The sequence below is a fragment of the Mumia sp. Pv4-285 genome, assembly GCF_041320275.1.
GTDB lineage: Bacteria > Actinomycetota > Actinomycetes > Propionibacteriales > Nocardioidaceae > Mumia > Mumia qirimensis.
The window spans coordinates 2,073,981-2,100,503 of the sequence record NZ_CP162023.1; the positions used below are offsets into that span (position 1 = coordinate 2,073,981).

The following is a 26,523-nucleotide window of genomic DNA, read 5'->3' on the forward strand; positions in this document are numbered from 1 at the left end:
CTCGGTAGTTCTCCTGATACATGGGTCGGTCAATCGGGCTGTTCTCCTGATGCGACGCCCGCCCTGGCCGCGCTTGGCTGGGCAGACCACTCAACGAAGGAGACCAGCCATGGCTCACCAGCAAGGGGTGTCCGATCCGCCCCACGACGAGATCGCACCGCCGGAGGCGTGGGACGCGATCGCAGCCGGGTACGCCACCTTCGTCGCGCCGGGGGAGGAGCCGCTGTCGACCGCCGCGCTCTCCCTGGTCGAGCTTGCGCCCGGCGAGCTGTTCCTCGACGTCGCCGCCGGTCCGGGCGGGCTCACCCCGGCAGCGGCCAAGCTGGGCGCGAGGGTCGTGGCGACCGACTGGGCGCCGGCGATGCTTGCACATCTCGAGGCGCGGATCCACGCCGAGGGCCTGACCGACGTGGTGACCCGGGTCATGGACGCGCACGCGCTGGATCTCGACGACGACCGGTTCGACGTGGTCGGCTCGCAGTTCGGGGTGATGCTCGTCCCGGATCAGCCGCAGGCGCTGAGCGAGATGGTCCGGGTGACGAGACCTGGCGGACGGGTGCTCGTGGTCGCCTACGGATCGCCCGCCGAGTACGAGGCACTGCAGTTCTTCATCGCCGCGCTCCGGTCCGTCGACCCCGACTTCGACGGTCTGCCCGATCCTCCGCCGCTGGAGTTCCAGGTCTCTGACCCGGACGTCCTGCGCGACAGGCTCACGAAGGCCGGGCTGCGCGAGGTGCGCGTGGACACCGCGCACGAGGAACGAGTCGACCTCCGGTCCGGTGAAGAGTGCTGGAACTGGGTCACCAATGGCAACCCGATCGTGGGCGCGATCCTGGCCGACGTGGCGGAGGCGGATCAGGCCACCATGCGCGCCGTTCTCGACGGGATGGTTCGCGACCGTGCAGGCGCGGCCGAGAGTGCCGTTCTGACCGCTCCGGTCAACATCGGGTGGGGACGCAAGCCGAAACCGTCACTACCGTGACCGCCGGCGGTCGTAGGCTGTCGGTGTGCCGGACTGGCCCGCTGAGTACGAGACGTTGCGCGACGCCGACCGGGGGCACGACCTGCCGGCCGAGGACCTCGAGCGTCTGGCCGTCGCCGCGTTCATGCTCGGGCGCGACGACGAGGTGGTGCCTCTGCGTGAGCGAGCCGTCCACGACTACGTGGCGACCGGCCGCCGTGCGGACGCCGTCCAGTGCGGCTTCTGGATCGGTTGGCACCTGATGATGCTCGGCGAGGCATCGCAGGCTCAGGGGTGGGCGGCACGGCTGCGGCGGCTGGCGGACGACGACGACCTGCGGCTGCGAGGCATGCTGGCGCAGCAGGCAGCGGTCGCACGGATGTGGGCGGGTGAAGCCGGCGAGGCCCTTCCCGGGTTCGAGCGCGCGGTCGAGATCGCCGCGGCGGACGCCGACACCGACCTGCTCGTCCTCGCGCTGCTCGGGCGTGCGCGATGCCTGCAGATGCTCGGCCACGACGACGAGTGCGCCCTCGTGATGGACGAGGCCATGACCTACGTCTCCGCAGGTCGCGTCCAGCCCCAGGTTGCCGGCCTCCTGTACTGCGCGGTCATCGACATGTGCATGGGCTGCTTCGACCTCGCGCGGGCTCAGGAGTGGACGAAGGCGCTGACGACCTGGCTGGAGGAGCAGCGCGGTGCCGTCGCGTACCGCGGCACATGCCTGGTCCACCGCGCGGAGATCCTCCAGCTGCGAGGAGCCTGGGTGGAGGCCGCCGAGCAGGCGGGCCAGGCGTGCGTGGTGCTCGACGCACGTCCCGAACCTGCCGTCGCTGCCGCGCACTACCGGTTGGGCGAGCTCGCGCGCCTTCGTGGCCGGCTCGAGGAGGCGGAGGAGTCGTACCAGCGCGCTTCCGTCCTGGGGCTCGAGGTCCAGCCGGGGCTCGCGCTGCTCAGGCTGGCGCAGGGCAGGCCGGGCGCTGCGCTCGCGGGTCTGGACCGCGGGCTCGGGGAGCCGAGCGGTGATCCGAGGGCACGCCCGCTCCAGCTCGCGGCGCGGGTGGAGATCTGCCTCGCGACCGGGGAGGTCGCGGCCGCGGAGGAGACCGCGGCCGAGCTGGAGTCCCTCGGTGCCGACGATGCGCCGCCGTTCTTGCAGGCGATCGGCGAGCACTGCGCCGGAGCGGTCCTCCTTGCGCGCGGTGACCCGCGGGCGGCGCTTCCGCGGCTGAGACGGGCGTGGTCGTTGTGGCGGGACGTGGGCGCTCCGTACGAGGCGGCGCGGGCCCGCGTCCTCGTGGCCCGCGCCTGTGAGGCTCTCGGAGACAACGACGCAGCCGTCATGGAGTCCGACGCAGCCCGCGCGGCGCTCGATCAGCTCGGCGCCGTGACCGATCCCGTCGGGCTGGCGCGGGACGCCGCGCAGGACGGACCGCTCTCGCCGCGCGAGCTGGAGGTTCTGAGGCTGATCGCGACGGGCGCGACGAACCGGGGGATCGCGGCGCAGCTCTTCCTCTCCGAGAAGACCGTCGCGCGTCACGTCAGCAACATCTTCGGCAAGCTCTCGCTGCCCAACCGCGCCGCCGCCACGGCGTACGCCTTCGAGCACCACCTCGTCTGACGCGCGATGCGTCGAGTGCGCAGAAATACCCATCGGCGCAGCATCCTCTGGGTCGTCTGCCCGAAGCGGCGTCGTGAGTCGCACCCCTAGCGTCGAGAGGACGACGAGGGGGAGCCATGAGCGCACAGGACGAGATTCCACAGCAGGTCGGTACGGCCGTGATCGGTGCAGGTCAGGCAGGGTTGGTGATGGGGCATCATCTCCAGCGGGCCGGCGAGGACTTCGTGATCCTCGAGGCTGCGCCGCGGGTCGGTGACTCCTGGCGCCGTCGCTACGACTCGCTGCGTCTGTTCAGCCCGCCCAGGTATGCGAGCCTCCCCGGGTGGCCGATCCCGGTGCGGGGATTCCCGACCCGCGACGAGATGGCCGACTACCTCGAGGCGTACGCGAGCCGATTCGCCCTCCCTGTCCGCACGGGTACGGCGGTCCATCGCATCGCTCGCGTCAGCGACGGGTTCGTGGTCGAGACCGGTGCGGGCACGTACTTCGCGGGTCGCGTCGTGGTGACCACGGGCGCACACGTCCGTCCGGTCGTCCCAGAGCTGGCGGCCGACCTCGATCCAGGGATCCGCCAGATCCACTCGCTGGACTACCGGGGACCCGAACAGCTCGCCGACGGGGGAGTCCTGGTGGTGGGCGCAGCGAACTCCGGCACGGACGTCGCTCTCGATGCGGTCGCGGCAGGGCATCCGACGTGGCTCGCCGGCCGACACCCGGGGCAGGTGCCGTTCGATCTCGACGCCCCGTCGAGCCGCGCGGTGATCCCGGTCGTGATGTTCGCCTTCCGTCACGTGCTCACGCGCCGGACGCCCATGGGACGGCGATTCATCGCGAGCTCTGACGGCCACGGCGTGATGCTCGTACGCAACCGGCTTGCCGACCTCGACCGAGCGGGTGTCGTCCGCATCGGGAGGATCGAGGCGGTGCAAGACGGTCGTCCGATGTCGACCGACGGCGTGGCACCCGAGGTCTCCACGGTCGTGTGGTGCACAGGCTCACGTCCGGACCACGCGTTCCTCGACCTGCCGGAGGCGTTCGGCTCCGACGGTGAACCCGTCCACGTGCGCGGGGTGTCGCCGGTGGAAGGCCTGTACTTCCTCGGGCTGGAGTTCCAGTTCGCGGTCGCGTCGGGCACGATCCAAGGTCTCGACCGCGACGCTCGCCACGTCGTACGCCGGATGCGAAGGACCGCGCCGCCGACTCGGGCCGACGCGAGGGAACGCACCCCGGTGCGGGGCTGACACAGGCGACGAGGGCCGGTGCCGTCGATGGCACCGACCCTCGTCGTTCAGCGACCTTCGTCGCTAGAGGTCGACGCGCTCGTTCTCCGCACCTTCGTACGGCTTGCCGGTGACCTTCGCCTTCGCGAAGCTGAGCAGCGACGCGACGCGTCCTCCTGGCGTGTCCCAGTACTCGCCCCCCTCGAGGTCGACGTGGATCAGGACGACGTTCGGGTCGTCCGGACCCTCCGGCATCCACGCCTCGGCGAACGTGTTCCAGAGCTCGTCGAGCTTGGCGGGGTCGTCGACGACGCGCGCGGTCCCGTTGAGGGAGACCCAGGTGTCGGCGGAGGAGAACGTGATGCCGACGTGCGGGCGCGCTGCGATGTGGGCGACCTGGCGCGAGTCGCGGGCGGTGATGAACCACAGCTCGGCGCTCGGCTCGATCTCCTGGCGGGCCATCGGCCTGCTGGTCAGGGTCCCGTCGATGTCCACCGTGGTGAACATGGCGATCTTGAGGTCGTCGATCAGGTCGAGGAGCTTCTGCTGCTCGTCCGTCATGGCTCTCCCTTCGTCGTGGTGTGCCCTCGGGGTACCCCGTCGCCCGCCCCGCATGCGGAACGCCCGCGCCGCCGTGGTCGGCCTCGGGCCAAACGGGTGCGCGACGCGCAGGTCGATGCGGATAGCATCGAGGCGACTGTCCGCACCATCCCGAGGAGCACCTGTGTCCGAGCTCGAAGTCGTCGTCGTAGGCCCTGACTCCCAGGCCGAACGCACGGTGACGCCTGGCACGAAGGCATGGGAGCTCTTCAGCGACGACGCCGACGTGATCGCAGCCCGCGTCAACGGTGACCTCAAGGACCTGTCGTACGAGCTGGTCGGCGGCGACCGCATCGAGCCGGTCGCGATCGCCTCTGCGGACGGGCGTGACATCCTGCGGCACTCGACCGCGCACGTGATGGCGCAGGCCGTCCAGGACCTGTTCCCGGACGCCAAGCTCGGCATCGGTCCGCCGGTCACCGACGGCTTCTACTACGACTTCGACGTCGAGGTCCCGTTCACTCCCGAGGACCTCGACAAGATCGAGTCCCGGATGCGCAAGATCGTCAAGGAGAACCAGCGGTTCGCCCGTCGTCCGATCGACGACGACGAGGCGCGCGTCGAGCTCGCGGACGAGCCGTACAAGCTCGAGCTGATCGGCCTCAAGTCCTCCGCGGGCGACCTCGAGGGCGCTGCGGAGGGTGCGAGCGTCGAGGTCGGCTCCGGCGGGCTCACCATGTACGACAACATCAACCGCAAGGGCGAGACCGCCTGGACCGACCTGTGCCGTGGTCCGCACCTGCCGACCACCAAGCGCATCCCGGCGTTCAAGCTCATGCGCAGCGCCGCCGCGTACTGGCGCGGCAACGAGAAGAACAAGCAGCTCCAGCGTCTCTACGGCACCGCCTGGGAGACCAAGGAGGCCCTCGACGAGTACCTCCACCGCCTCGAGGAGGCGCAGCGGCGCGACCACCGGCGGCTCGGCAACGAGCTCGACCTCTACAGCTTCCCGGACGAGATCGGCTCCGGCCTCCCCGTGTTCCACCCCAAGGGTGGCGTGATCAAGCGCGAGATGGAGGACTACGTCCGTCGGCGGCACATCGAGGAGGGCTTCGACTACGTCGGCACCCCCCACATCACGAAGGCCCACGTCTTCGAGCTGTCCGGTCACCTCCCGTACTACGCCGACACGATGTTCCCGCCGATGGACCTGGAGAACTCCCAGTACTACCTCAAGGCGATGAACTGCCCGATGCACAACCTGATCTTCAGGTCGCGCGGGCGGTCCTACCGTGAGCTGCCGCTGCGGTTCTTCGAGTTCGGGACGGTCTACCGCTACGAGAAGTCGGGTGTCGTGCACGGACTGACGCGTGTCCGCGGCCTCACCCAGGACGACTCCCACTCGTACGTCACCGAGGAGCAGGCGCCGGCGGAGGTCCAGCACCTCCTCTCGTTCATCCTCGGCCTGCTCCGCGACTTCGGCCTCGACGACTTCTATCTCGAGCTGTCGACCCGTGACCCGCAGTCGGACAAGTTCATCGGGTCCGACGAGGAGTGGGAGACCGCGACCGAGGTCCTGCGCGCCGCCGCGACCGAGAGCGGGCTCGAGCTGGTCCCCGACCCGGGCGGCGCCGCCTTCTACGGTCCGAAGATCTCGATCCAGGCCAAGGACGCGATCGGCCGGACCTGGCAGCTGGGAACGATCCAGTACGACTTCAACCAGCCGGCGGGCTTCGAGCTGCAGTACGCCGCCGCCGACGGGTCGCGCAAGCAGCCGGTGATGATCCACTCCGCGAAGTTCGGGTCGATCGAGCGGTTCATGGGCCTGCTCGTCGAGCACTACGCAGGCGCGTTTCCCCCCTGGCTCGCACCCGTGCAGGTCGTCGCGATCCCGGTCGCCGAGCGTCACGTGGACTACCTGTACGAGGTGGCAGCGAAGCTCAGGACGCACGGGATCCGCGTCGAGGTCGACGAGGCCGACGACCGGATGCAGAAGAAGATCCGCAACGCGCAGACCCAGAAGATCCCGTTCATGCTGATCGCGGGCGACGACGACGTCGAGGCCGGCGCGGTGTCGTTCCGCTACCGCAGCGGCAAGCAGGACAACGGCGTCGCCGTCGACGACGCGGTCGAGCGGATCATCGCGGCCGTCGCGGACCGGGTCCAGGTATGACCCCAGCCGAGGGCGGTCCGGACGTCCCGGCAGGATCGGGCGGACCCTGGGGGCGTCGTGAGACGGGCTTCGAGACCTTCGACCGACTCTGGACCCCGCACCGCATGGCGTACATCACGGATGCGGGTCCCCGGGACGAAGGCTGCCCCTTCTGCGTGATGCAGGGACGGTCCGACGAGGACACGCTGATCGTCGCACGCGGCGAGCACGTGTACGCCGTCCTCAACCTCCACCCGTACAACCCGGGGCACCTCATGGTGGTCACCAACCGCCACGTCGGTGCGTTCGAGGACCTGACCGACGACGAGGCCCACGAGCTGACCGCGATGACGCAGCAGGCCGTGCGCGTGCTCAAGCACGTCAGCGGGCCGGCGGCGTTCAACGTCGGGCTCAACCTCGGTGCGGTGGCCGGAGGCTCGCTGTCGGACCACCTGCACCAGCACCTCGTACCCCGCTGGCTGGGCGACTCGAACTACATCACCGTGACGGGCAGTACGAAGGTGGTCCCGCAGCTGCTCGCCGAGACGCGCGACCTGCTCGCGAAGGCCTGGAGCGATGTCGGGCCGCAGTCGGCCCGGCCGGTGGAGGAGTCCTGATGCTGGAACGGTTCCGCGAGACGTGGGCGAAGATCATGACCCCGATCGCAGACCTGCTGCTGAGGCTGGGCGTCAGCCCGGACGCGGTGACGTTCGTCGGCACGATCGGCGTGTCGGCTGGCGCGCTGTGGTTCTTCCCGCGAGGCGAGTTCTTCGTCGGCGTCCTGGTGGTCACGCTGTTCGTGTTCTCCGACATGGTCGACGGCATCATGGCCCGCAAGTCCGGCCGCTCGAGCGCGTGGGGCGCGTTCCTGGACTCGACGCTCGACCGGATCGGCGACGCGGCGGTCTTCGGCGGCATCGTCCTCTGGTACGGCGGCGAAGGCGACGACCCGGTCCTCATGGTGGTGGCCCTGTGCTGCCTCGTCGGCGGCCAGCTGACGTCGTACGCCCGTGCCCGTGCGGAGGCACTCGGCATGGAGGCGAAGGGCGGCATCGCGGAGCGCTCCGACCGCCTCGTGGCGGTGCTCGTGATGACGGGTCTCTCGGGGTTGTTCGACCTGCCGATCCTGATGACGATCGTCTTGTGGGTGCTTGCCGTGGCGAGCGCGATCACGGTCGTGCAGCGGATCCTGATGGTGCGGAGGCAATCGTTGGCCGGAGCATGAGGCGTCCCGATCGAGGGGCGCTGGCCGCGGCCCGTGCCCAGGTCGAGGCTGCGGCGTACCGCGCCGGTTGGAGCCTTGCCGTCCATGTCCCGCAGAGGGTCGTCGACTCCGTGCTGCGGACGACGGCGGACCAGCTGTACGGGCGAGGTGGCGTGGGCATCGCGAGGCTGCGCTCCAACCTGGCGCGTGCCGTCCCCGAGGCGGACGACGCTGCGCTCGACGCGGTGACACGGGACGCGATGCGGTCGTACCTGCGCTACTGGGGCGAGGTGTTCCGCCTTCCCCGCTACACCGGGGACGCCGCTGCCGTGGACGAGGTGATCGTCGTCGACCACCCCGAGCGTGCTTTCGACATGTACGCGTCGGGTCGCGGGATGATCGCGGCGCTCCCTCACATGGGCAACTGGGATCTCATGGGCGCCTGGGCGTGCAGCAACGGGCTGCCGCTGATGACCGTGATGGAACGGCTGAAGCCCGAGCGCCTGTACGACGAGTTCGTCGCGTTCCGCGAGCACATCGGGATGACGGTGCTCCCGCTGCGGGGTGGGGAGCCGACGATGCCCCGGCTCGCGGAGCACCTGCGGGCGGGCGGGTTCGTGTGCCTGCTCGCCGATCGCGACATGTCGCGCAGCGGCATCGGTGTCGAGCTGCTCGGGGAGGCGGCGCGGATGCCGGTCGGACCGGCGCTGCTGGCGCAGCAGACGGGCGCGATCCTGTTCCCGGCGACGTCGCGCTACGACGGAGACCGGCTGCGGATGACGGTCCACGAGCCGGTCGAGACCCGAGCAGGCGAGGACGGCCTGACGGCGATGACGCAGGACCTCGCCGACGTCTTCACGGCGGAGATCCGGCGCAGCCCCGCCGACTGGCACATGCTGCAGCGCGTCTTCGAGGTGGACCGCCGGCCGGACGGAGGCGGGCCGTGAGGGTCGGCATGGTGTGCCCGTACTCGTTCGACGTGCCGGGCGGCGTCCAGAACCACGTCCTCGACCTCAGCCGCACGCTGATGGAGATGGGCGTGGACGTCTCCGTGCTCGCTCCTGCCGCAGACGACGAGGACCTTCCGGCGTACGTCCACCCGGCGGGCAGGGCGCTCCCGCTCCGCTACAACGGGGCGGTCGCGCGGGTGTCGTTCGGGCCGGTGGCGATGGCGAGGACCCGCCGGTGGCTGCGCGACGGTGCCTTCGACGTCCTCCACGTGCACGATCCGGCGACGCCCAGCGTGTCGCTGATGGCGCTGAGCCTCGCGTCCGGCGTGTCGGTCGCGACGATCCACACGTCGATCGGCCGGTCGCGCGCGCTCGCAGCCACGGAGCCGCTGCTGCGCCCGGCGATGGAGAAGCTGAGTGCCCGGATCACGGTGTCGCGCGAGGCGCAGCGCGTCGTCGCGCAGTACCAGGGCGGCGACTCGGTGATCATCCCCAACGGCCTGTACGTCGACGACTTCACGGGCGTCGAGCGCCAGGCCGAGGACGGAGAACACCGTGAGCTGCTCTTCCTCGGGCGCTTCGAGGAGCCACGCAAGGGGCTTCCCGTGCTGCTGGACGCACTGCCGCGCGTGGTGGAGCGATTCCCGGACACCCGGCTCGTCGTCGCCGGAGCCGGTGACCCGAGGGCCGGCGAGGCGATGGTCCCGTCGGCGCTGCGCGGACACGTCGAGGTCCTCGGGCGCGTGTCCGACTCCGAGCGGGCTCGGCTGCTGTCGAGGGCGGACGTCTACATCGCCCCCAACACCGGAGGAGAGAGCTTCGGCATCGTGCTCATCGAGGCGATGGCCGCCGGCGCCCCGGTGGTGGCGAGCGACATCCGGGCGTTCGCCGACGTCCTCGACGACGGACGCCTGGGTGCCCTCTTCGCCAACGAGGACGCCGGATCGCTGGCCGACACGCTGGTCTCCGTCCTCGCCGATCCCGGCCGCGAGTCGCGCGCAGCCCTGGCGCGTCGCGAGGTCACGAGGTACGACTGGAGTGTGGTAGCACCCCAGGTGGTTCGCGTGTACGAGACGGTGCTCGGAGGTGGCAGCGGCACATGAGCACGCTCGAATGGGTCCTGGTGGTCGGCGCGGTCCTTGCGGCGATCACGGTTGCGCTGTCCACCACGGCGGGTCGACTCGACCGTCTGCACATCCGGCTCGCCACAGCTCAGGCCTCGCTCGACCGGCAGCTCCTGGACCGCTCGACCTGTCTGCGCAACGTCGCGACCGGGGGAGTGCTCGACCCGGCGAGCGCCCTGGCGGCGGTCGACGCCGCCGACGCGGCACGGGCCGCCATCGGGAAGGCGGAGCAGGCCGAGCGCGAGACAGAGCTGAGCGAGGTGATGCGGACGGTCTTCGGGACGGCCGACGACGTCGACGCACTGTGGGCGAACGCCGACGAGACGCGGGCCGGCCTCATCGCGGACCTGGGCGACGCCTGCGAGCGGGTTCAGCTGGCGCACCGCTTCCACGACGACCTCGTCGCGCGGACGGAGCGGATGCGGCGCAAGTCCGTCGTGCGCTGGGCGCGTCTGGCCGGGCACGCGCCTTGGCCACACCGGATCGAGTTCGACGACGTCCCGCCGCCGCACCTCGTCGCCCGGGACCGCCCGCCGATCGGTCCCGGGGTGGAGCGCGCGGCCTGACCGCACGGAGCCGTCGCCGCCCGATCGACCAGGGGAGGGCAGCATCTTCGGAGGCCGGTCGTACGATGTGGCCATCCGTTCACGGGACGCCCCGCGCCCTACACCAGAGGTGACTATGTCCGACAACCAGACCGCGCCCGTCCACCCCGACGCCCCTCGAGAGCAGGGGACGGGCACCGCGCGGGTCAAGCGCGGCATGGCGGAGATGCTCAAGGGCGGCGTCATCATGGACGTCGTCAACGCCGAGCAGGCCAAGATCGCCGAGGACGCAGGCGCGGTCGCCGTGATGGCGCTCGAGCGCGTCCCCGCCGACATCCGCGCCCAGGGTGGCGTCGCCCGCATGAGCGACCCCGACCTGATCGACGGCATCGTCGAGGCCGTCTCGATCCCGGTGATGGCCAAGGCCCGCATCGGCCACTTCGTCGAGGCGCAGGTGCTCCAGTCCCTCGGTGTCGACTACATCGACGAGTCGGAGGTGCTCACCCCCGCCGACTACGCGCACCACATCGACAAGTGGGCCTTCACCGTGCCGTTCGTGTGCGGTGCGACGAACCTCGGCGAGGCGCTGCGCCGCATCACTGAGGGCGCGGCGATGATCCGCTCCAAGGGCGAGGCCGGCACGGGCGACGTCTCCAACGCGACCACCCACATGAGGGCGCTGCGCGACGAGATCCGCCGTCTCCAGACCCTGCCGACCGACGAGCTGTACGTCGCCGCCAAGGAGCTCCAGGCGCCGTACGACCTGGTCCGCGAGGTCGCCGAGAAGGGCAAGCTCCCGGTCGTCCTGTTCACCGCCGGTGGCATCGCGACGCCGTCGGACGCCGCGATGATGATGCAGCTGGGCGCCGAGGGCGTGTTCGTCGGCTCCGGCATCTTCAAGTCGGGCAACCCCGCCGAGCGTGCGCGGGCCATCGTGAAGGCGACCACCTTCTTCGACGACCCGGACGTGATCGCCAAGGTCTCCCGTGGTCTCGGCGAGGCGATGGTCGGCATCAACGTCGCGGACGTCCCCGAGCCCCACCGGCTGGCCGAGCGAGGCTGGTGACCCGGTGCCGTTCTTCTCGGCACCGAAGCTGACCGACGCCGAGGCGCTGCGCGGCTACGCCCGCGTGCTCGTACGCTCCGGGCTGACCGACGACGCGGCGTGCGTGGCGGAGGTGGCGGTGGCCGCGCGTGAGGACGCGGGGCTGCCCGACGCCGAGGAGGAGGCCCGCCGGCTCGTCCGCCGTGAGCGCGAGGCCCTGTGGGCCGATCAAGCGCGGTGGCCGGCTCGCACCGACTACGACGCGCTCCAGGACGCCCTGGCGGTGCTTCGCGACGCCGGGTTGGCGGTGCTGCAGGGAGTCGACGACCACTGGGGTGCGACGGCGGTGCTGCGGGCGGCCGAGCCGGGCAGCCTGCGAGGCGTCGTCTGGTTCACCCCGGCCGACGTCTGGCACGCGGTCGACCACGGCATGCTCGAGCTGAACACCTGGCACCCCGACTCCGCCAACGTCGCTGACGGCGACCCCCTGTGCACCGAGGTGCTGGCTGCGCTCGACACCCATGGCCTCGCTGCGCACTTCGACGAGGGGCGCATCGAGGTGCGGGCGTTCTGGCACCGGCGCCTCACCGACCCGGAGCCCGTCTCCGGTGTCGAGGCGGGCGGCGCGTGAGCGCTGTGCGGGTCGGCGTCCTCTCGCTCCAGGGCGATGTCCGCGAGCACCTGCGCATGCTCGAGGAGAGCGGCGCCACGGCCATCACCGTGCGCCGCGTCGGTGAGCTCGAGTCCGTCGACGCGCTGGTCGTGCCGGGCGGCGAGTCGACCACGATCGACAAGCTCTCGCGCGCGTTCGACCTGCGCGACCCGATCCGCCAGCGCATCACCGAGGGCATGCCGGTCCTGGGCACCTGCGCCGGCATGATCATGCTGGCCGACCGCATCGTCGGCGGTATCGCCGGACAACAGACGTTCGGCGGGATCGACATGACGGTCCGTCGCAACGCGTTCGGGCGTCAGATCGACTCGTTCGAGACCGACCTCGAGGTCGACGGCCTCGACGAGCCGCTGCACGCCGTGTTCATCCGCGGCCCCTGGGTCGAGAGCTGCGGGGCCGGCGTCGAGGTCCTCGCGACGGTCGACCGCGGCGAGGCGGGAGTGCATCCGGTCGTGGTGCGTCACGGCCCGCTGCTCGCAGCCTCGTTCCACCCCGAGCTGGGCACCGACCACCGGCTGCACCAGATGTTCGTCGACGACGTGCGAGCGCGGGCCTGATCCCCGCGTCCGGACGGACATGGCTCAGGCCCGACCGGCGCAGGCCGGGCAGCCGCTAGGATCGATGACGGTCGCGAGCCGCGGCCCACAGGCAGCAAGCACAGCGCAGTCGTACAGCGAGGGAAGGTGAGTGCCGTGTCCGGCCACTCCAAGTGGGCGACCACCAAGCACAAGAAGGCGGTCATCGACGCCAAGCGCGGCAAGATGTTCGCCAAGCTGATCAAGAACATCGAGGTCGCCGCTCGCACCGGCGGCCCCGATCCCACGGGCAACCCCACGCTCTACGACGCGATTCAGAAGGCCAAGAAGTCGTCCGTCCCGAACGACAACATCGACCGCGCCGTCAAGCGTGGCGGTGGGCTCGACGGTGCCGGTGTCGACTACACGACGATCATGTACGAGGGGTACGCTCCCGGTGGCGTGGCGCTCCTCGTCGAGTGCCTCACCGACAACAAGAACCGTGCTGCCATGGAGGTCCGCACGGCGATGACCCGCAACGGCGGCAACATGGCCGACCCGGGCTCGGTCGCCTACATGTTCTCCCGCAAGGGTGTCGTCCTCGTCCCCGCCGAGCAGGGCGAGCGGACGATCACCGAGGACGACCTCCTCGAGGTGGTCCTCGACGCCGGCGCCGAGGACGTGAACGATCTCGACGGGTCGTTCGAGGTCATCAGCGAGTCCGGTGACGTGGTCGCCGTCCGTACGGCGCTGCAGGACGCCGGCATCGACTACGACTCGGCCGAGTCGTCGTTCGTGCCGTCGATGACGGTCGAGGTCGACGCCGACGCGGCCGGCAAGGTGCTGCGCCTCATCGACGCGCTCGAGGACAGCGACGACGTCCAGAACGTCTTCGCGAACTTCGACGCGTCCGACGAGGTCATGGCGCAGCTCGGCTGACCCCCAGCACCCGGCTGAACGACGACGTACGGAGATCCCCCATGAAGGTCCGTGATGCCGACGGCGTGATCTGGCGCGTACGCCGACGGTGGTTGCCGTGGCGCATGCGCTCCAAGAACCTGCTCGACTACCTCCCCGGCGGTGGAGGCTCGGGCGGGTTCGTCCCCGACGACCCGATCCTGCTGACGATCTGGCTCCTCTTCGTCCTGCCCGTGGTCGTCGCCGGCGCGATCCTCTTCGTCCTGGTCGGGCTGGAGCTGGCGATCCTGCTCATGCTGCTGCCGGTGGTCGTGCTCGCACGCGCGCTCTTCGTCGGCTGGACCCTCGTCGTACGCCGTGGTGGCACCGTGGTCGGGACGGAACGGGTGAAGGGCTGGCGTGCGTCGGGTGCCAGGATCCGCGCCATCGGCGAAGAGATCCGGACCCGACCCGCAACGACGCTCGTGGACACCACCGGCGACCCGTACCAGCTCGGCAGCGACTGGCAGCAGCAGCCCGGGAGCCCTTCCGCCTGACTCCCGTCCGGTGCGACGATGCCGCTCATGGACATCCTTCGCCCGGGCGGGACCTTCTGGCGGATCGCACCGCGTCGGCGCTCCGACTTCGGTGAACCCCTCCCTTGGATGGCGGAGCTCGCCGGAGCGGCAACCGGCCCGCCGGCACGGTCCGATCTCGGTCGGCGGCCGATCGTCGTGACGTGCGACGGCGTCGTCGTCCACGTCGAGCCGGCGCCAGGTCGTCGTGGGACGGACCGCCGCATCCAGGAGATCGCCGCCGCGCTGTACGCCCTCCCGACTAAGAATCACCCGTCGCACGAGCCGTACCGACCGGGTCCAGGGCCGGGCACCACGGGTGGCTGGGGCGTGCCGGGTCAGGGTGGCGGCTGGACCGACAACGGGTTGTCCGCCTCCTGACGCGAGGCACAAGAGCCATTCCAACTGAGCGCCTCCGGTGCGACGATGACCTCGTGGACATCCTGCGACCGGGTGGAACTCTCTGGCGCATCGCTCGTCGGCAGCACGCCGACTTCGGCGAGCCGGTCCCGTGGATGCCCGAGTTCGCCGGGGCCTCGGCCGTGCCGCCCTCGGACTCCGACCTCGGCATGCGCCCGATCGTCGTGACGTGCGACGGCATCGTCATGCACGTCGAGCCGGCGCCGCGACGCCGTGAGACCGACCGCCGCATCAAGGAGATCGCCGCCGCCCTGTACGCCCTCCCGTGGGCCGCGAGCACCGTCGACGACCCGCCGCACGCGCCGTACCGACCGGGCCAGGGTGGTGCCGCTGGCTGGCGCACCCCCGGCCAGGCCGGCTCGGTCGACGCGTGGTTCTTCGCGCTCTAGCTCCACGGTCGGCGATGCGCATCGATCTGACACCGGCGGGTACCCGTCGTACGGTCAGAGGGTGAACCCGATCTCGAGGAGATGACACGCATGGGTCTCGACGACAAGATCAAGAACGCGACTGAGGACCTCCAAGGCAAGGCCAAGGAGGCCTCGGGCAAGGCCCGTGGCGATGAGAGCCAGGAGGCCGAGGGCAAGGCGGATCAGAGCAAGGCCGACGTCAAGAAGGCCGGCGAGAACGTGAAGGACGCCTTCAAGAAGTAGGCGTCCCTCGCACGTGCAGGGCCCCTTCGCGTACGCCGCGGAGGGGCCCTTCACCGTCGGCGCGTCGCTCCGCCGAAACCGGTCCCGCCCCGCTAGGGTGTCGAACATGTGTTCGTCCCCGCCGCTGTACGAGCTGCTGTGAGCACCGGCACCCTCCGCGTCCTGGGCGTGGACCCGGGCCTGACCCGCTGCGGCGTCGGCGTCGTCGACGGCCGGGTCGGCCGGACCCTCCGCGCTGTCTCGGTCGACGTCATCCGGACACCGGCGACCGACGACGTGGCCCATCGGCTCCTCGCGATCGAGCGTGCGCTGGCCGACGCGATCGCCTCGCACCAGCCGGACGTGGTCGCCGTGGAGCGTGTGTTCTCCCAGAACAACGTCTCGACCGTGATGGGGACGGCCCAGGCCAGTGGCGTGGCGATGGTCGTCGCTGCTCGTCACGGCATCCCGGTCGTCCTCCACACGCCGAGCGAGGTGAAGGCAGCAGTCACGGGCAACGGTCGCGCCGACAAGGCGCAGGTGACGGCGATGGTCACGAGACTGCTCGGCCTCGACGAGGCTCCGAAGCCCGCCGACGCGGCTGACGCCCTCGCCCTCGCCATCTGCCACGTCTGGCGCGGCACGTCCGTCAGTCGCCTCGACGCCGCTGTCGCGGCGGCTCGCCGTGGGTCCGCACCCGTCCGGACGGCGGCCGAGCCGATCAGGTCCCGCATCCCCAGCGCTCCGGCGCACCTCCCGCCCGGGTCGAGCCCCGCACGACCTCCCTCGGCGCGCCCGAGGCCGGCCCGCCCCAACCCTGAAGGGAAGCCACGATGATCGCGTTCGTCCGCGGCACAGTCGCGTCCACCGCCCTCGACTCGGCGGTCCTCGACGTGGGAGGCGTCGGCATGCTCGTCCAGTGCACCCCCGGCACCCTCGCCGAGCTGCGCCACGGCGAGCAGGCCCAGGTCGCCACGAGCCTGGTCGTCCGCGAGGACTCGATGACGCTGTACGGGTTCGCCGACGACGACGACCGCGACACGTTCGAGCTGGCGCAGACGGCGAGCGGCGTGGGCCCGAAGGTCGCGCAGGCGATCATCGCCGTGCTCGGTGCCGAGGGTCTGCGGCGCGCCGTCGCCAACGAGGACCTCGCAGCGCTCACGAAGGTCCCCGGCATCGGTCGCAAGGGTGCCCAGCGGATCGTGCTCGAGCTCAAGGACCGGATCGGCGCAGCGGGTCTCGCGACGCGGCCGACCGCCACCGCCTCCACGGCGTCTCCGGCCGCGGACGACTGGCGTCCTGCGGTGCACGAAGCGCTCGTCGGGCTGGGCTGGAGCGCTCGCGAGGCGGAGACGGCGGTCGACGCCGTGGCTCCGCTCGCCGCCGAGCAGGCCGGGTCCGCCGACGGCGTCGACGTGGGCGACCTGCTGCGCGCCGCGCTGCGGTCGCTCTCCAAGGCGTAGGGGAGGCCCGTCATGAGCAACCACGACCACCGCACCAGCCACCTCGACGCCGCCGAGCAGGCCGAGCTCGAATCGCGGCTGGTCCAACCCGACATCACGTCCGACGAACAGGCGTACGAGGCCGCATTGCGCCCCCGCTCGCTCGACGAGCTGATCGGTCAGGAACGGGTCCGTGAGCAGCTCGCTTTGGTGCTGACCGCGGCGCGCGCCCGAGGTCGCACCCCCGACCACGTCCTCCTGTCCGGACCTCCCGGCCTCGGCAAGACCACGCTCGCCATGATCATCGCCGCCGAGCTGGGGACGTCGCTGCGGCTCACCAGCGGGCCGGCGATCCAGCACGCGGGTGACCTGGCCGCCATCCTGTCCGGCATCAACGAGGGCGACGTCCTGTTCGTCGACGAGATCCACCGGATGGCGCGTCCGGCCGAGGAGCTCCTCTACATGGCGATGGAGGACTTCCGCGTCGACGTCGTCATCGGCAAGGGCCCTGGCGCGACGGCGATCCCGCTCCAGATCCCGCAGTTCACCCTGGTCGGGGCGACGACCCGGGCGGGGCTCCTGCCAGGCCCGTTGCGCGACCGGTTCGGGTTCACCGCCCAGCTGGAGTACTACGAGGCGACCGAGCTCCACCGCATCGTCGAGCGCTCTGCCGCCCTGCTCGGGGTCGAGACGACGCCCAACGGCGGTCTCGAGATCGCCTCACGGTCGCGGGGGACACCCCGCATCGCGAACCGGCTGCTGCGTCGTGTCCGTGACTACGCCGAGGTCCGGGGCAACGGAGTCGTCGACGTCGAGGTCGCGCACCGGGCGCTCGACCTGTACGAAGTGGACCGCATCGGGCTGGACCGGCTCGACAGGGGAGTGCTCGAGGCGCTCTGCAAGAGCTTCGGGGGCGGCCCCGTCGGCGTCTCCACGCTCGCCGTCGCCGTCGGTGAGGAGCGCGAGACCGTCGAGGAGGTCGCCGAGCCCTTCCTCGTACGCCAGGGGTTCCTCGCCCGCACACCGCGCGGGCGCGTCGCGACGGCGAAGGCGTGGGAGCACCTCGGGCTGCGGCCGCCCGCTCCGCAGGGCGACCCCGCTCTGCCGCTGGAGTAGCCCTGCCCGATCCTGCGCGGAAGTCCCTGCACCGGCAGTCCCGAGACCAACCGCGGCACCGATAGACTCGGGCGCGCACGCCGAAGCCCCCGAACCTCGACTGCCTGGAGCCACCGTGAACATCGCTCAGCTGCTGCCGATCATCCTGCTCGTCCTCGTGTTCTACCTCTTCATCATCCGGCCGCAGGGCAAGCGTCGCCGCGAGTTCCTCGACATGCAGGGCAAGACGACGGTCGGTTCGCGCGTCATGCTCACCAGCGGCATCTTCGGCACGGTGAACGCCCTCAACGACGAGACGCTGACCCTCGAGATCGCGCCCGGCGTCGAGATCGAGGCCCACCGCAACGTGGTCGCCAAGATCGTCGAGCCTGCCGCGATCACCGACGACGCCCCGGTGGACGACGCCCCGGTCCGCGAGGCCGACCAGCGTCCGCTGGACGAGGACGGCAAGGCCTGATGCCACGCGACCTCGACGAGGCGCTCGAGTCGCTGGTCCGGAGCATCCCCGACTGGCCGTCGCCCGGGGTCACCTTCCGTGACGTGACGCCGTTGCTGGCCGATCCTGAGGGTCTGCGGCTCACCGTCGAGGGGCTCGCGTCGCTCGGGCGCGAGATCGCCGGCAGCGACATCGACAAGGTCGTGGGCATCGAGGCGCGAGGATTCATCTTCGGGACCCCTGTCGCCGTCGCGCTCGGAGCGGGCTTCGTCCCCGCGCGCAAGGCGGGCAAGCTGCCGGCGGAGACATTCGGCGTCGACTACGACCTCGAGTACGGCTCCGCGACGATCGAGATCCACCGGGATGCGATCGAGCCGGGTGACCGCGTGCTCGTCGTCGACGACGTGCTGGCGACCGGCGGCACCCTCGCTGCCGTCGACGAGCTGATCGAACGCGCCGGCGCCAAGTCCGCGGCCAACGTCGTCGTGCTCGAGATCGGTGCGCTCGGCGGGCGAGCGCGGCTGGACCCCGACCGGTTCGGGACCTTGCGCACGTACTGAGTCCTCACAGCCTGACTGAGCCCGGCCCGACCGGCCCCCGCTACCATTCGTGACGTGAGCCCCGAGAGCACTCGCCTGGTCGCCGTCGTCATCGTCATCGCGCTCGTCCTGGCCCTAGGAGCGACGCTGTTCAGCGTCATCCTCGGATGATCCCCAGGCTGCAGCCTGAACGCCCACCCGCCTTGGTCTTCGCCCCCTAGGATGGCGGCCTACGATGATGGGGGAGGTGCCTGTGGCTGATCGCGCACGAACCGAGTCCGACTCGCGCAAGGAGTCCGTTCCGACGCCTGCGCGCGTGCGTTCACGACTTGCGCGCCTCGGCGGCGGGCGTTCGTCGTCGGACAGCCCGGTCGTGCTCGACCCGTTGGTCCGCATCGTCCGCACCAACCACCCCAAGGCCGACACGACGGTCATCGTGCGCGCCTACAAGATCGCCGCCAAGATGCACCGCGGCCAGAAGCGCAAGAGCGGCGACGACTACATCACGCACCCGCTCGCGGTCTCGACGATCCTCGCCGAGCTCGGCATGACGCCGCCGACCATCGTCGCGGCGCTGCTGCACGACACGGTCGAGGACACCCCCTACACGCTCGACCAGCTCACGCGCGACTTCGGCGACGAGGTCGCCCGGCTGGTCGACGGGGTCACCAAGCTCGACAAGGTCCGCTACGGCGAGAACGCCGAGGCCGAGACCATCCGCAAGATGATCGTCGCGATGAGCCGCGACATCCGGGTCCTCATCATCAAGCTCGCCGACCGGCTCCACAACATGCGGACGCTGCGCTACCTGCGGCAGGACAAGCAGGAGCGCAAGGCACGCGAGACGATCGAGATCTACGCACCGCTGGCGCACCGCCTCGGCATGAACACGATCAAGTGGGAGCTCGAGGACCTGTCGTTCGCGACGCTGCACCCCAAGGTGTACGACGAGATCGTGCGCCTGGTCGCCGATCGTGCGCCCTCGCGCGAGGACTTCATGTCCCAGGTCATCACCCAGGTCAACGAGGACCTCAAGAGCTCCAAGATCAAGGCCAAGGTGACCGGCCGCCCCAAGCACTACTACTCGATCTACCAGAAGATGATCGTCCGCGGCCGCGACTTCGCCGACATCTACGACCTGGTGGGCATCCGGGTGCTCGTCGACTCGTTGACCGACTGCTACGCCGTCCTCGGGGTCGTCCACGCCCGGTGGAACCCGGTGCCGGGGCGGTTCAAGGACTACATCGCGATGCCGAAGTTCAACATGTACCAGTCGCTGCACACCACGGTGATCGGGCCGGAGGGCAAGGCGGTCGAGCTCCAGATCCGGACCAAGCAGATGCACCGTCGCGCCGAGTACGGCGTCGCCGCGCACTGGAAGTACAAGGAGGACGGCTCCAAGGGCACCGCCGGTCCGAGCGGCGCCGGGGGCAGCGACGACCTGGCCTGGATCGGCCAGCTGCTCGAGTGGCAGCAGGAGAACGAGGAGTCCCAGGACTTCCTCGAGAGCCTCCGCTTCGACCTGTCCGACCAGGTCTACGTCTACACGCCGCGGGGTGACGTCATCGGGCTGCCGGCCGGCTCCACCCCGATCGACTTCGCGTACTCGGTCCACACGGAGGTCGGCCACGCGACGATCGGCGCTCGGGTCAACGGTCGGCTGGTGTCGCTCGAGTCCCGGCTGGAGAACGGCGACGTCGTCGAGGTCTTCACCTCGAAGGCGCCCGGCGCGGGCCCGAGCCGGGACTGGCTCGACTTCGTCAAGAGCCCGCGAGCACGCAACAAGATCAAGCAGTGGTTCACCAAGGAGCGCCGCGACGAGGCGATCGAGCAGGGCAAGGACGCCCTCACACGTCAGATGCGCAAGGAGGGCCTGCCGCTGCAGCGCCTCCTGAAGCACGACACGCTCGCGACCGTCGCCAAAGACCTCCACCTCTCGGACGTCTCGTCGCTGTACGCGGCCGTCGGCGAGGGGCGCGTCAGCCCGCAGAACGTCGTCGAGCGGGTGCTGGCGCTGCTCGGCGGTGAGGAGGGGGCGAGCGAGGACCTTGCCGAGGCGGTCCTCGTCCCCGACCAGTCGACGCGCAGGCGCCGTCTCCGCCGGGGCGACTCCGGTGTCGTGGTCAAGGGCACCGAGGGCTCCCTCGCCATCAAGCTCGCGCGCTGCTGCACGCCGGTTCCTGGCGACGACATCATCGGATTCGTCACCCGCACGCAGGGCGTCTCCGTCCACCGTCGTGCCTGCACCAACGCCGAGAACCTCCTCAAGGAGGAGGAGCGGCTCGTCGACGTCGAGTGGGCGCCGAGCGCGTCGAGCATGTTCCTCGTCGCCATCCAGGTCGAGGCCTTGGACCGTTCCCGGCTCCTGTCGGACCTGACGCGGGTGCTCTCGGACCAGCACGTCAACATCCTGTCGGCGGCCGTGTCGACGGGTCGCGACCGGGTCGCGAAGTCGACGTTCACGTTCGAGATGGGCGACCCGACGCACCTCGGCCACGTCCTCAAGGCCGTACGCACCGTCGAAGGCGTCTTCGACGTCTACCGCGTCAACCAGTAGCCTCGCGAGCCACCTCGCGTACGACGACGGGAAGTGGCTCGCGAACGCCTTGAGGGCTAGGTGCTAGGTGAGGTCCTCGGCCGACTTGCGCGCCTGGTCGAGCCACGCCTGACGGGCCTCGAGCGACTCCTGGAGCTCGCGCGTCTTGCGCTCGTTGCCGGACGCCTTGGCGGCCTCCAGCTGTGCCTCGAGGTCGGAGACCGCCTTCTCGAGCTTGCTCACGGTGTCGTCGACGCGGGCCCGGGTCTCCGGGTTGCTGCGGCGCCACTCGTCGTCGGCTGCCGTCGAGATCGCCTTCTCGACGGCGCGCAGCCGGCCTTCGAGCTCCTTGATCTGGCCACGGGGAACCTTGCCGGCCGCCTCCCAACGGTCGGCGATGTCGCGCCACGCGGCACGCGCCGCGTCGAGGTCCTCGATCGGGAGCAGGGCCTCGGCCTCGGTGAGGATCTGGAGCTTGACCTCGGCGTTGGCGGCGTACTCGGCGTCGAGCTGGGCGTTGGCCTCGTCGCGTGCGCCGAAGAACGTGTCCTGGGCGGCGCGGAACCGCTTCCAGAGCCGGTCGTCGATGCCGCGCGGCGCGGGCCCGGCGGCCTTCCACTGCGCCATCAGGTCGCGGAACTGGCCGGCGGTCGGGCCCCACTCGGTCGAGCTGGAGAGGGCCTCGGCCTCGCCGACCAGGCGTTCCTTGATCTGCTGCGCCTGACCGCGGCGCTCGTTCTGCTCGGCGAAGTGAGCCTTGCGGCGGCGCGTGTACGCGGTGCGCGCGGTGGAGAAGCGGTGCCACAGCTCGTCGTCGACGTTCTTGTCGAGACGCGGCAGCGACTTCCACTGCTCCAGCATCTCGCGGAGGCGGTCGGCGCCGCGGCGCCAGTCGTCGCTCGCCGCGATCTGCTCGGCGGTGGTGGCGATCTCGACCTTGCGCTCGTGCGCCTCGGCGGCACGCTCGGCGCGTGCGGCCTTGCGGCGCTCGCGCTGGGTGTCGATCTTGGGGCCGAGCGCCTCGAGGCGGTCCTTCAGCGTGTCGAGGTCGCCGACCGCGGCGGCACCGTCGACGGCCTCGCGGACCTGGTCGACCGCTCGCTTGGCGTCCTCGGGGGAGAGGCTGTCCGACGCGATCCGCTTCTCGAGGAGCTCGACCTCGACGGCCAGCCCTTCGTAGCGGCGGGTGAACAGGGCCATCGCCTCGGCCGGATCACCGTCCGGCCACTGCCCCACGACGCGTTCGCCTTCGCGCGTGCGGACGTAGACCGTCCCCTGATCGTCGATCCGGCCCCAGGCCTCGGGGTTCGAGAGATTCTCGCTCACGTATCCACCTTGTCGCTTGTGTCGGGCACAGTCTAGAAGGACGAGGGCTACTTGGTGGGGCAGTCCGGTCGTTGGGCGTGGCCGTCGCGGCACCCGGCGGCGAGTCGCCGCGCTCTGCGGCGCTCGCGTACCCTGTTCCGTGTGCTGATTGCCGCCTTTCCTGCCGGTCCGCTGGCCGCCAACTGCTACTTCGTGGGTCGTGGACCCGGCACCGAGTGCGTGATCGTCGACCCGGGCATGGACTCGCTCACCGGCATCCGCACGATCGTCTCCGAGCAGAACCTCGTCCCGGCCGCGGTGCTCGTCACCCACGGCCACTTCGACCACATGTGGCAGGCGGCCGACGTCGCCGACGAGTACGGCATCCCCGTCTACATCCACCCGGCCGACCGGCACCTCCTCGCCGACCCGATGGCGGCGATCTCGGGGGAGTCCGCGGCGATGCTCCGGACACAGTTCGGCCTGGAGGACGTCCCGGAGTTCCGCGAGCCCGCCGACGTACGCGACGCTTCCGACGGCGCCGTCATCGAGGCGGCGGGGCTGCGCTTCAGCGTCGACCACGTCCCCGGGCACACGCCGGGCACGGTCGTCTACCGCGTCGAGCACACCGGGGACGAGCCCATCTCGCAGGTCGCGTTCACCGGTGACTTCCTCTTCGCCGGCTCCATCGGTCGGACCGACCTCGTCGGAGGCGACATGGACGAGATGGCCGACAGCGTGCGTCGCTTCATGCGGCTTCCCGACGACGTGGCCGTGCTCCCCGGACACGGCGGGCAGACGTCGATCGCCCGCGAGCGTGCGACGAACCCGTTCGTGGCGCAGTTCGCGGCCGCCGGAGAGGACGCCTGACGATGGCACGACCCACCCCGCTGTCGGGGTTCCCCGAGCTGCTGCCTGCCGACCGTTTCGCGGAGCAGCACGTCCTGGACCACCTCCGCCGTACGTTCGAGCTGCACGGTTTCGCCTCGGTCGAGACGCGTGCGGTCGAGCCGATGGACCAGCTGCTGCGCAAGGGTGAGATCGACAAGGAGGTCTACGTCCTGCGTCGCCTCCAGGCGGCCGAGGGCGAGGGCGACGCCGGGATCGGTCTGCACTTCGACCTGACGGTGCCGTTCGCCCGGTACGTCCTCGAGCACGCCGGCAAGCTCGAGTTCCCGTTCCGCCGCTACCAGATCCAGAAGGTCTGGCGAGGCGAGCGGCCCCAGGAGGGCCGCTTCCGCGAGTTCGTGCAGGCGGACATCGACGTGGTCGCCAAGGACGAGCTGCCGTTCCACTTCGACGTGGAGATCGCGACCGTCATGGCCGAGGCGCTGTCGGGTCTCCCCGTGCCGCCACTTCGGATCCAGGTCAACAACCGCAAGCTGCTCGAGGGCTTCTACCGCGGGCTCGGCGCATCCGACCCGGCCGTGATCATGCGCGTGATGGACAAGATCGACAAGCTCTCCGCCGAGGCGATCCGCGAGCTGCTCGCCAAGGAGGACCTCGACGCAGCGCAGGCCGACAAGTGCCTCGCGCTCGCCGCGATCCGGAGCCCCGACGCCTCGTTCGCGGAGCAGGTCCGTCAGCTCGGCGTGTCCGACCCGCTGCTGGACGAGGGCATCGACGAGCTCGCCCAGCTCGTGACCGCGCTGGGCGCGGTCCAGCTCGATGGCGTCACTGTGACAGCCGACCTGCGGATCGCTCGCGGGCTCGACTACTACACGGGCACCGTCTTCGAGACGGAGCTCGAGGGTTTCGAGAGCCTCGGGTCGATCTGCTCGGGCGGACGGTACGAGAAGCTGGCCGACGACGGCCGCAACGTCTACCCGGGTGTCGGCATCTCTCTCGGCGTCACCCGCCTGCTGGTCCCGCTGATCTCGCGAGGGCACCTCACGGCCTCGCGCTCGGTGCCGTCCGCGGTCCTTGTCGCCCTGGTCGACGAGGAGTCGCGACCCGCCAGCAACGCCATCGCCGGTCGGCTCCGCGCCCGGGGCATCCCCACGGAGGTCGCCGCAGCGCCGCAGAAGTTCGGCAAGCAGATCCGGTACGCCGAGCGGCGCGGCATCCCGTACGTCTGGTTCCCTGCGGACCGCGCCTCTGCGGCCGGCGACGACCAGGCCGGCGACGACCAGGCCGGCGCCGACCAGGTGAAGGACATCCGCACCGGCGAGCAGTCCGACGCCGACGCCGACCTCTGGAATCCTCCGGAGGCCGACCTCCGCCCCGCCGTCACCACCCTCGACACCTCAGGAGCAACATCGTGATCCGCACCCACGAGGCCGGAAGCCTCCGCGCCACCGACGCCGGCACCCGCGTCACCCTGGCCGGTTGGGTGGCACGGCGTCGAGACCACGGTGGCGTGGCGTTCATCGACCTGCGCGACGGGTCCGGTGTCGCCCAGGTCGTGATCCGCGAGGAGGAGGTCGCGCGCCCGCTGCGCAGCGAGTTCTGCCTGAAGATCGTCGGCGAGGTGTCGGTCCGCCCCGAGGGCAACGCGAACCCCAACATCCCGTCCGGCGAGATCGAGATCATCGCCGACGAGGTCGAGGTGCTGAGCGAGTCGGCCCCGCTGCCCTTCCCCGTCGAGGAGTTCCATGCGAGCTCGGTCAGCGAGGAGGTGCGCCTCAAGTACCGCTACCTCGACCTGCGTCGTGCCGAGATGGCCAAGAACCTCCGTACGCGCGCCACCGTCACCCGGATCATCCGTGACGTGATGGCCGAGCGGGGCTTCATGGAGTTCGAGACCCCGAACCTCACCGCGTCCACGCCCGAGGGCGCCCGCGACTTCCTCGTACCGGCCCGGACCCGTCCCGGCACCTGGTACGCGCTGCCCCAGTCGCCGCAGCTGTTCAAGCAGCTGCTCATGGTGGCCGGCATGGAGCGCTACTACCAGATCGCGCGCTGCTTCCGCGACGAGGACAGCCGCGCCGACCGCCAGCCGGAGTTCACCCAGCTCGACATCGAGATGAGCTTCCTCGACGAGGAGGACGTCTACGCGCTGACCGAGGAGATCCTCGTCCGCATCTGGAGCGAGGTCGTCGGCTACGAGATCAGCACGCCGATCCCGCGGATGTCGTTCGCCGAGGCCGTCACCCGCTACGGCATCGACCGCCCCGACCTGCGGTTCGGCTGCGAGCTGGTCGACTTCACCGACTACTTCGCCGAGACCCCGTTCCGTGTGTTCGCCCCGAAGGGCCGGCACTGGCACGTCGGCGCCGCCGTCATGCCCGGCGGGGCCGACCAGCCGCGCCGGACGCTCGACGCCTGGCAGGAGTTCGCCAAGGCGCGAGGCGCCAAGGGTCTCGCGTACGTGCTGGTCCAGGAGGACGGCACGCTCGGCGGGCCGGTCGCCAAGAACCTCTCGGACGCGGAGCGCGACGGGCTCGTCGAGCACGCCGGTGCGAAGCCGGGCGACTGCATCTTCTTCGCCGCCGACCAGTACGCCGACGCCAAGGCGCTCCTGGCAGCGGTCCGCGTCGAGATCGGCGAGCGCTGCGGCCTGATCGACCACGACCGCTGGGAGTTCGTCTGGGTCAACGACGCCCCGATGTTCGAGTACGTCGGGACGGACGGCAAGGACGCGTGGACGTCGATCCACCACCCCTTCACGGCTCCCGCGCCCGAGTTCGCCGACACGTTCCAGAACGATCCGGGCGCTGCGCTGAGCCAGGCGTACGACATCACGCTCAACGGCAACGAGCTCGGCGGGGGGTCGATCCGTATCCACCGCTCGGAGATGCAGAAGCGGGTCTTCGACGTCCTGGGCCTCACCGAGGAGCAGGCGCAGGGCCAGTTCGGTTTCCTGCTCGAGGCGTTCCAGTACGGTCCGCCGCCGCACGGCGGCATCGCCCTGGGCATCGACCGGGTCGTGTCCCTGCTCACCGGGGCCGACACCATCCGTGACGTCATCGCGTTCCCGAAGACCGCGTCGGGCGCCGACCCGCTGACCGGCGCCCCGGCTCCGATCACCCCGCAGCAGCGCAAGGAGGCGGGCATCGACGCGCCGCCTCCGGGTACCGGAGCGTAGCCGCGGTCGTCACTCGAATGATGACGATCTCAGGAGTCCGGAGATCGTTAC

The 26,523-nt window shown here is 70.6% G+C and carries 28 protein-coding genes; 26 read left to right on the top strand and 2 right to left on the bottom strand.

The features are described from left to right. Window positions 1-109: 109 nt before the first annotated feature. The 3 genes from AB3M34_RS09975 (at window position 110) to AB3M34_RS09985 (ending at window position 3,820) form a co-directional block, all read left to right on the top strand. A complete protein-coding gene (locus tag AB3M34_RS09975) occupies window positions 110-982 on the top strand; it encodes a class I SAM-dependent methyltransferase (protein ID WP_370619491.1) in 873 nt (290 codons plus the stop codon). 25 nt (window positions 983-1,007) lie between these two features. Beyond that, window positions 1,008-2,579, top strand: a complete 1,572-nt coding sequence (locus tag AB3M34_RS09980; RefSeq protein ID WP_370619493.1) for a LuxR C-terminal-related transcriptional regulator — start codon at window positions 1,008-1,010, stop codon at window positions 2,577-2,579. A gap of 116 nt (window positions 2,580-2,695) precedes the next feature. Beyond that, window positions 2,696-3,820 (top strand): flavin-containing monooxygenase, encoded by a 1,125-nt coding sequence (locus tag AB3M34_RS09985; RefSeq protein ID WP_370619494.1) that lies wholly within the window; start codon window positions 2,696-2,698, stop codon window positions 3,818-3,820. A 63-nt stretch (window positions 3,821-3,883) separates the two neighbouring features. On the opposite strand, the gene AB3M34_RS09990 is transcribed toward AB3M34_RS09985, so the two are convergent. After that, window positions 3,884-4,360 (bottom strand): pyridoxamine 5'-phosphate oxidase family protein, encoded by a 477-nt coding sequence (locus AB3M34_RS09990; protein WP_370619496.1) that lies wholly within the window; start codon window positions 4,358-4,360, stop codon window positions 3,884-3,886. Between the two features lie 163 nt (window positions 4,361-4,523). On the opposite strand from AB3M34_RS09990, the gene thrS reads away from it, so the two are divergent. The 20 genes from thrS (at window position 4,524) to AB3M34_RS10090 (ending at window position 21,161) form a co-directional block, all read left to right on the top strand. Then, on the top strand, window positions 4,524-6,512 hold the full coding sequence (gene thrS / locus AB3M34_RS09995) for a threonine--tRNA ligase (protein WP_370619498.1): 1,989 nt from the start codon (window positions 4,524-4,526) through the stop codon (window positions 6,510-6,512). Continuing rightward, window positions 6,509-7,108, top strand: a complete 600-nt coding sequence (locus AB3M34_RS10000; RefSeq protein WP_370619499.1) for an HIT family protein — start codon at window positions 6,509-6,511, stop codon at window positions 7,106-7,108. The genes thrS and AB3M34_RS10000 overlap by 4 nt, the downstream gene beginning before the upstream one ends. Beyond that, complete coding sequence (gene pgsA, locus AB3M34_RS10005; RefSeq protein ID WP_370619501.1) at window positions 7,108-7,716, top strand: phosphatidylinositol phosphate synthase; 609 nt, start codon at window positions 7,108-7,110, stop codon at window positions 7,714-7,716. The genes AB3M34_RS10000 and pgsA overlap by 1 nt, the downstream gene beginning before the upstream one ends. Beyond that, window positions 7,713-8,642 carry a phosphatidylinositol mannoside acyltransferase gene (locus AB3M34_RS10010; RefSeq protein ID WP_370619503.1) on the top strand — a complete coding sequence of 310 codons (930 nt, stop codon included), beginning with the start codon at window positions 7,713-7,715 and terminating at the stop codon, window positions 8,640-8,642. Before pgsA ends, AB3M34_RS10010 begins: the two co-directional genes overlap by 4 nt. After that, window positions 8,639-9,748: a glycosyltransferase family 4 protein gene (locus AB3M34_RS10015; protein WP_370619505.1), complete on the top strand. Its 1,110-nt coding sequence runs from the start codon at window positions 8,639-8,641 to the stop codon at window positions 9,746-9,748. The genes AB3M34_RS10010 and AB3M34_RS10015 overlap by 4 nt, the downstream gene beginning before the upstream one ends. Beyond that, window positions 9,745-10,335 carry a hypothetical protein gene (locus AB3M34_RS10020; protein WP_370619507.1) on the top strand — a complete coding sequence of 197 codons (591 nt, stop codon included), beginning with the start codon at window positions 9,745-9,747 and terminating at the stop codon, window positions 10,333-10,335. The genes AB3M34_RS10015 and AB3M34_RS10020 overlap by 4 nt, the downstream gene beginning before the upstream one ends. A 115-nt stretch (window positions 10,336-10,450) precedes the next feature. Continuing rightward, a complete protein-coding gene (pdxS, locus tag AB3M34_RS10025) occupies window positions 10,451-11,380 on the top strand; it encodes a pyridoxal 5'-phosphate synthase lyase subunit PdxS (protein WP_370619509.1) in 930 nt (309 codons plus the stop codon). 4 nt (window positions 11,381-11,384) lie between these two features. After that, on the top strand, window positions 11,385-11,990 hold the full coding sequence (locus tag AB3M34_RS10030) for a DUF6891 domain-containing protein (protein ID WP_370619511.1): 606 nt from the start codon (window positions 11,385-11,387) through the stop codon (window positions 11,988-11,990). Further along, entirely contained in the window at window positions 11,987-12,589 is a 603-nt protein-coding gene (gene pdxT / locus AB3M34_RS10035; protein ID WP_370619513.1) for a pyridoxal 5'-phosphate synthase glutaminase subunit PdxT, read from the top strand. The genes AB3M34_RS10030 and pdxT overlap by 4 nt, the downstream gene beginning before the upstream one ends. 135 nt (window positions 12,590-12,724) lie before the next feature. Continuing rightward, on the top strand, window positions 12,725-13,486 hold the full coding sequence (locus tag AB3M34_RS10040; protein WP_370619514.1) for a YebC/PmpR family DNA-binding transcriptional regulator: 762 nt from the start codon (window positions 12,725-12,727) through the stop codon (window positions 13,484-13,486). A gap of 41 nt (window positions 13,487-13,527) precedes the next feature. Next, on the top strand, window positions 13,528-14,001 hold the full coding sequence (locus tag AB3M34_RS10045) for a hypothetical protein (protein ID WP_370619516.1): 474 nt from the start codon (window positions 13,528-13,530) through the stop codon (window positions 13,999-14,001). 27 nt (window positions 14,002-14,028) lie between these two features. After that, window positions 14,029-14,400: a hypothetical protein gene (locus AB3M34_RS10050; protein WP_370619518.1), complete on the top strand. Its 372-nt coding sequence runs from the start codon at window positions 14,029-14,031 to the stop codon at window positions 14,398-14,400. Between the two features lie 53 nt (window positions 14,401-14,453). Further along, window positions 14,454-14,828 (top strand): hypothetical protein, encoded by a 375-nt coding sequence (locus AB3M34_RS10055; protein WP_370619520.1) that lies wholly within the window; start codon window positions 14,454-14,456, stop codon window positions 14,826-14,828. Window positions 14,829-14,918: 90 nt separating this feature from the next. After that, window positions 14,919-15,092: a CsbD family protein gene (locus AB3M34_RS10060; protein WP_370619522.1), complete on the top strand. Its 174-nt coding sequence runs from the start codon at window positions 14,919-14,921 to the stop codon at window positions 15,090-15,092. A 162-nt stretch (window positions 15,093-15,254) separates the two neighbouring features. Next, window positions 15,255-15,908, top strand: coding sequence for a crossover junction endodeoxyribonuclease RuvC (gene ruvC / locus AB3M34_RS10065; protein WP_370619988.1), 654 nt, complete (start codon window positions 15,255-15,257; stop codon window positions 15,906-15,908). Further along, entirely contained in the window at window positions 15,905-16,534 is a 630-nt protein-coding gene (gene ruvA / locus AB3M34_RS10070; protein ID WP_370619523.1) for a Holliday junction branch migration protein RuvA, read from the top strand. The genes ruvC and ruvA overlap by 4 nt, the downstream gene beginning before the upstream one ends. Window positions 16,535-16,546: 12 nt before the next feature. After that, window positions 16,547-17,629, top strand: coding sequence for a Holliday junction branch migration DNA helicase RuvB (gene ruvB / locus AB3M34_RS10075; protein WP_370619525.1), 1,083 nt, complete (start codon window positions 16,547-16,549; stop codon window positions 17,627-17,629). 115 nt (window positions 17,630-17,744) lie between these two features. Continuing rightward, complete coding sequence (gene yajC, locus AB3M34_RS10080; protein WP_370619527.1) at window positions 17,745-18,086, top strand: preprotein translocase subunit YajC; 342 nt, start codon at window positions 17,745-17,747, stop codon at window positions 18,084-18,086. After that, a complete protein-coding gene (locus AB3M34_RS10085) occupies window positions 18,086-18,625 on the top strand; it encodes an adenine phosphoribosyltransferase (protein WP_370619529.1) in 540 nt (179 codons plus the stop codon). The genes yajC and AB3M34_RS10085 overlap by 1 nt, the downstream gene beginning before the upstream one ends. Before the next feature lie 295 nt (window positions 18,626-18,920). Next, window positions 18,921-21,161, top strand: a complete 2,241-nt coding sequence (locus AB3M34_RS10090; RefSeq protein WP_370619531.1) for a RelA/SpoT family protein — start codon at window positions 18,921-18,923, stop codon at window positions 21,159-21,161. A gap of 63 nt (window positions 21,162-21,224) precedes the next feature. Here AB3M34_RS10090 and AB3M34_RS10095 read toward each other — a convergent pair whose 3' ends face one another. Continuing rightward, on the bottom strand, window positions 21,225-22,466 hold the full coding sequence (locus AB3M34_RS10095) for a DUF349 domain-containing protein (RefSeq protein WP_370619533.1): 1,242 nt from the start codon (window positions 22,464-22,466) through the stop codon (window positions 21,225-21,227). 141 nt (window positions 22,467-22,607) lie between these two features. Here AB3M34_RS10095 and AB3M34_RS10100 point away from each other — a divergent pair, with 141 nt between their 5' ends. The 3 genes from AB3M34_RS10100 to aspS are packed head-to-tail and all read left to right on the top strand — an operon-like array spanning window position 22,608 to window position 26,472. Continuing rightward, complete coding sequence (locus AB3M34_RS10100; protein ID WP_370619535.1) at window positions 22,608-23,315, top strand: MBL fold metallo-hydrolase; 708 nt, start codon at window positions 22,608-22,610, stop codon at window positions 23,313-23,315. A gap of 2 nt (window positions 23,316-23,317) precedes the next feature. Beyond that, the gene (gene hisS / locus AB3M34_RS10105; protein WP_370619537.1) at window positions 23,318-24,709 is read left to right on the top strand and encodes a histidine--tRNA ligase; all 1,392 of its coding nucleotides are present in this window, start codon (window positions 23,318-23,320) and stop codon (window positions 24,707-24,709) included. Next, the gene (gene aspS, locus AB3M34_RS10110) at window positions 24,706-26,472 is read left to right on the top strand and encodes an aspartate--tRNA ligase (protein WP_370619539.1); all 1,767 of its coding nucleotides are present in this window, start codon (window positions 24,706-24,708) and stop codon (window positions 26,470-26,472) included. The genes hisS and aspS overlap by 4 nt, the downstream gene beginning before the upstream one ends. The last annotated feature ends 51 nt before the right edge of the window (window positions 26,473-26,523 follow it).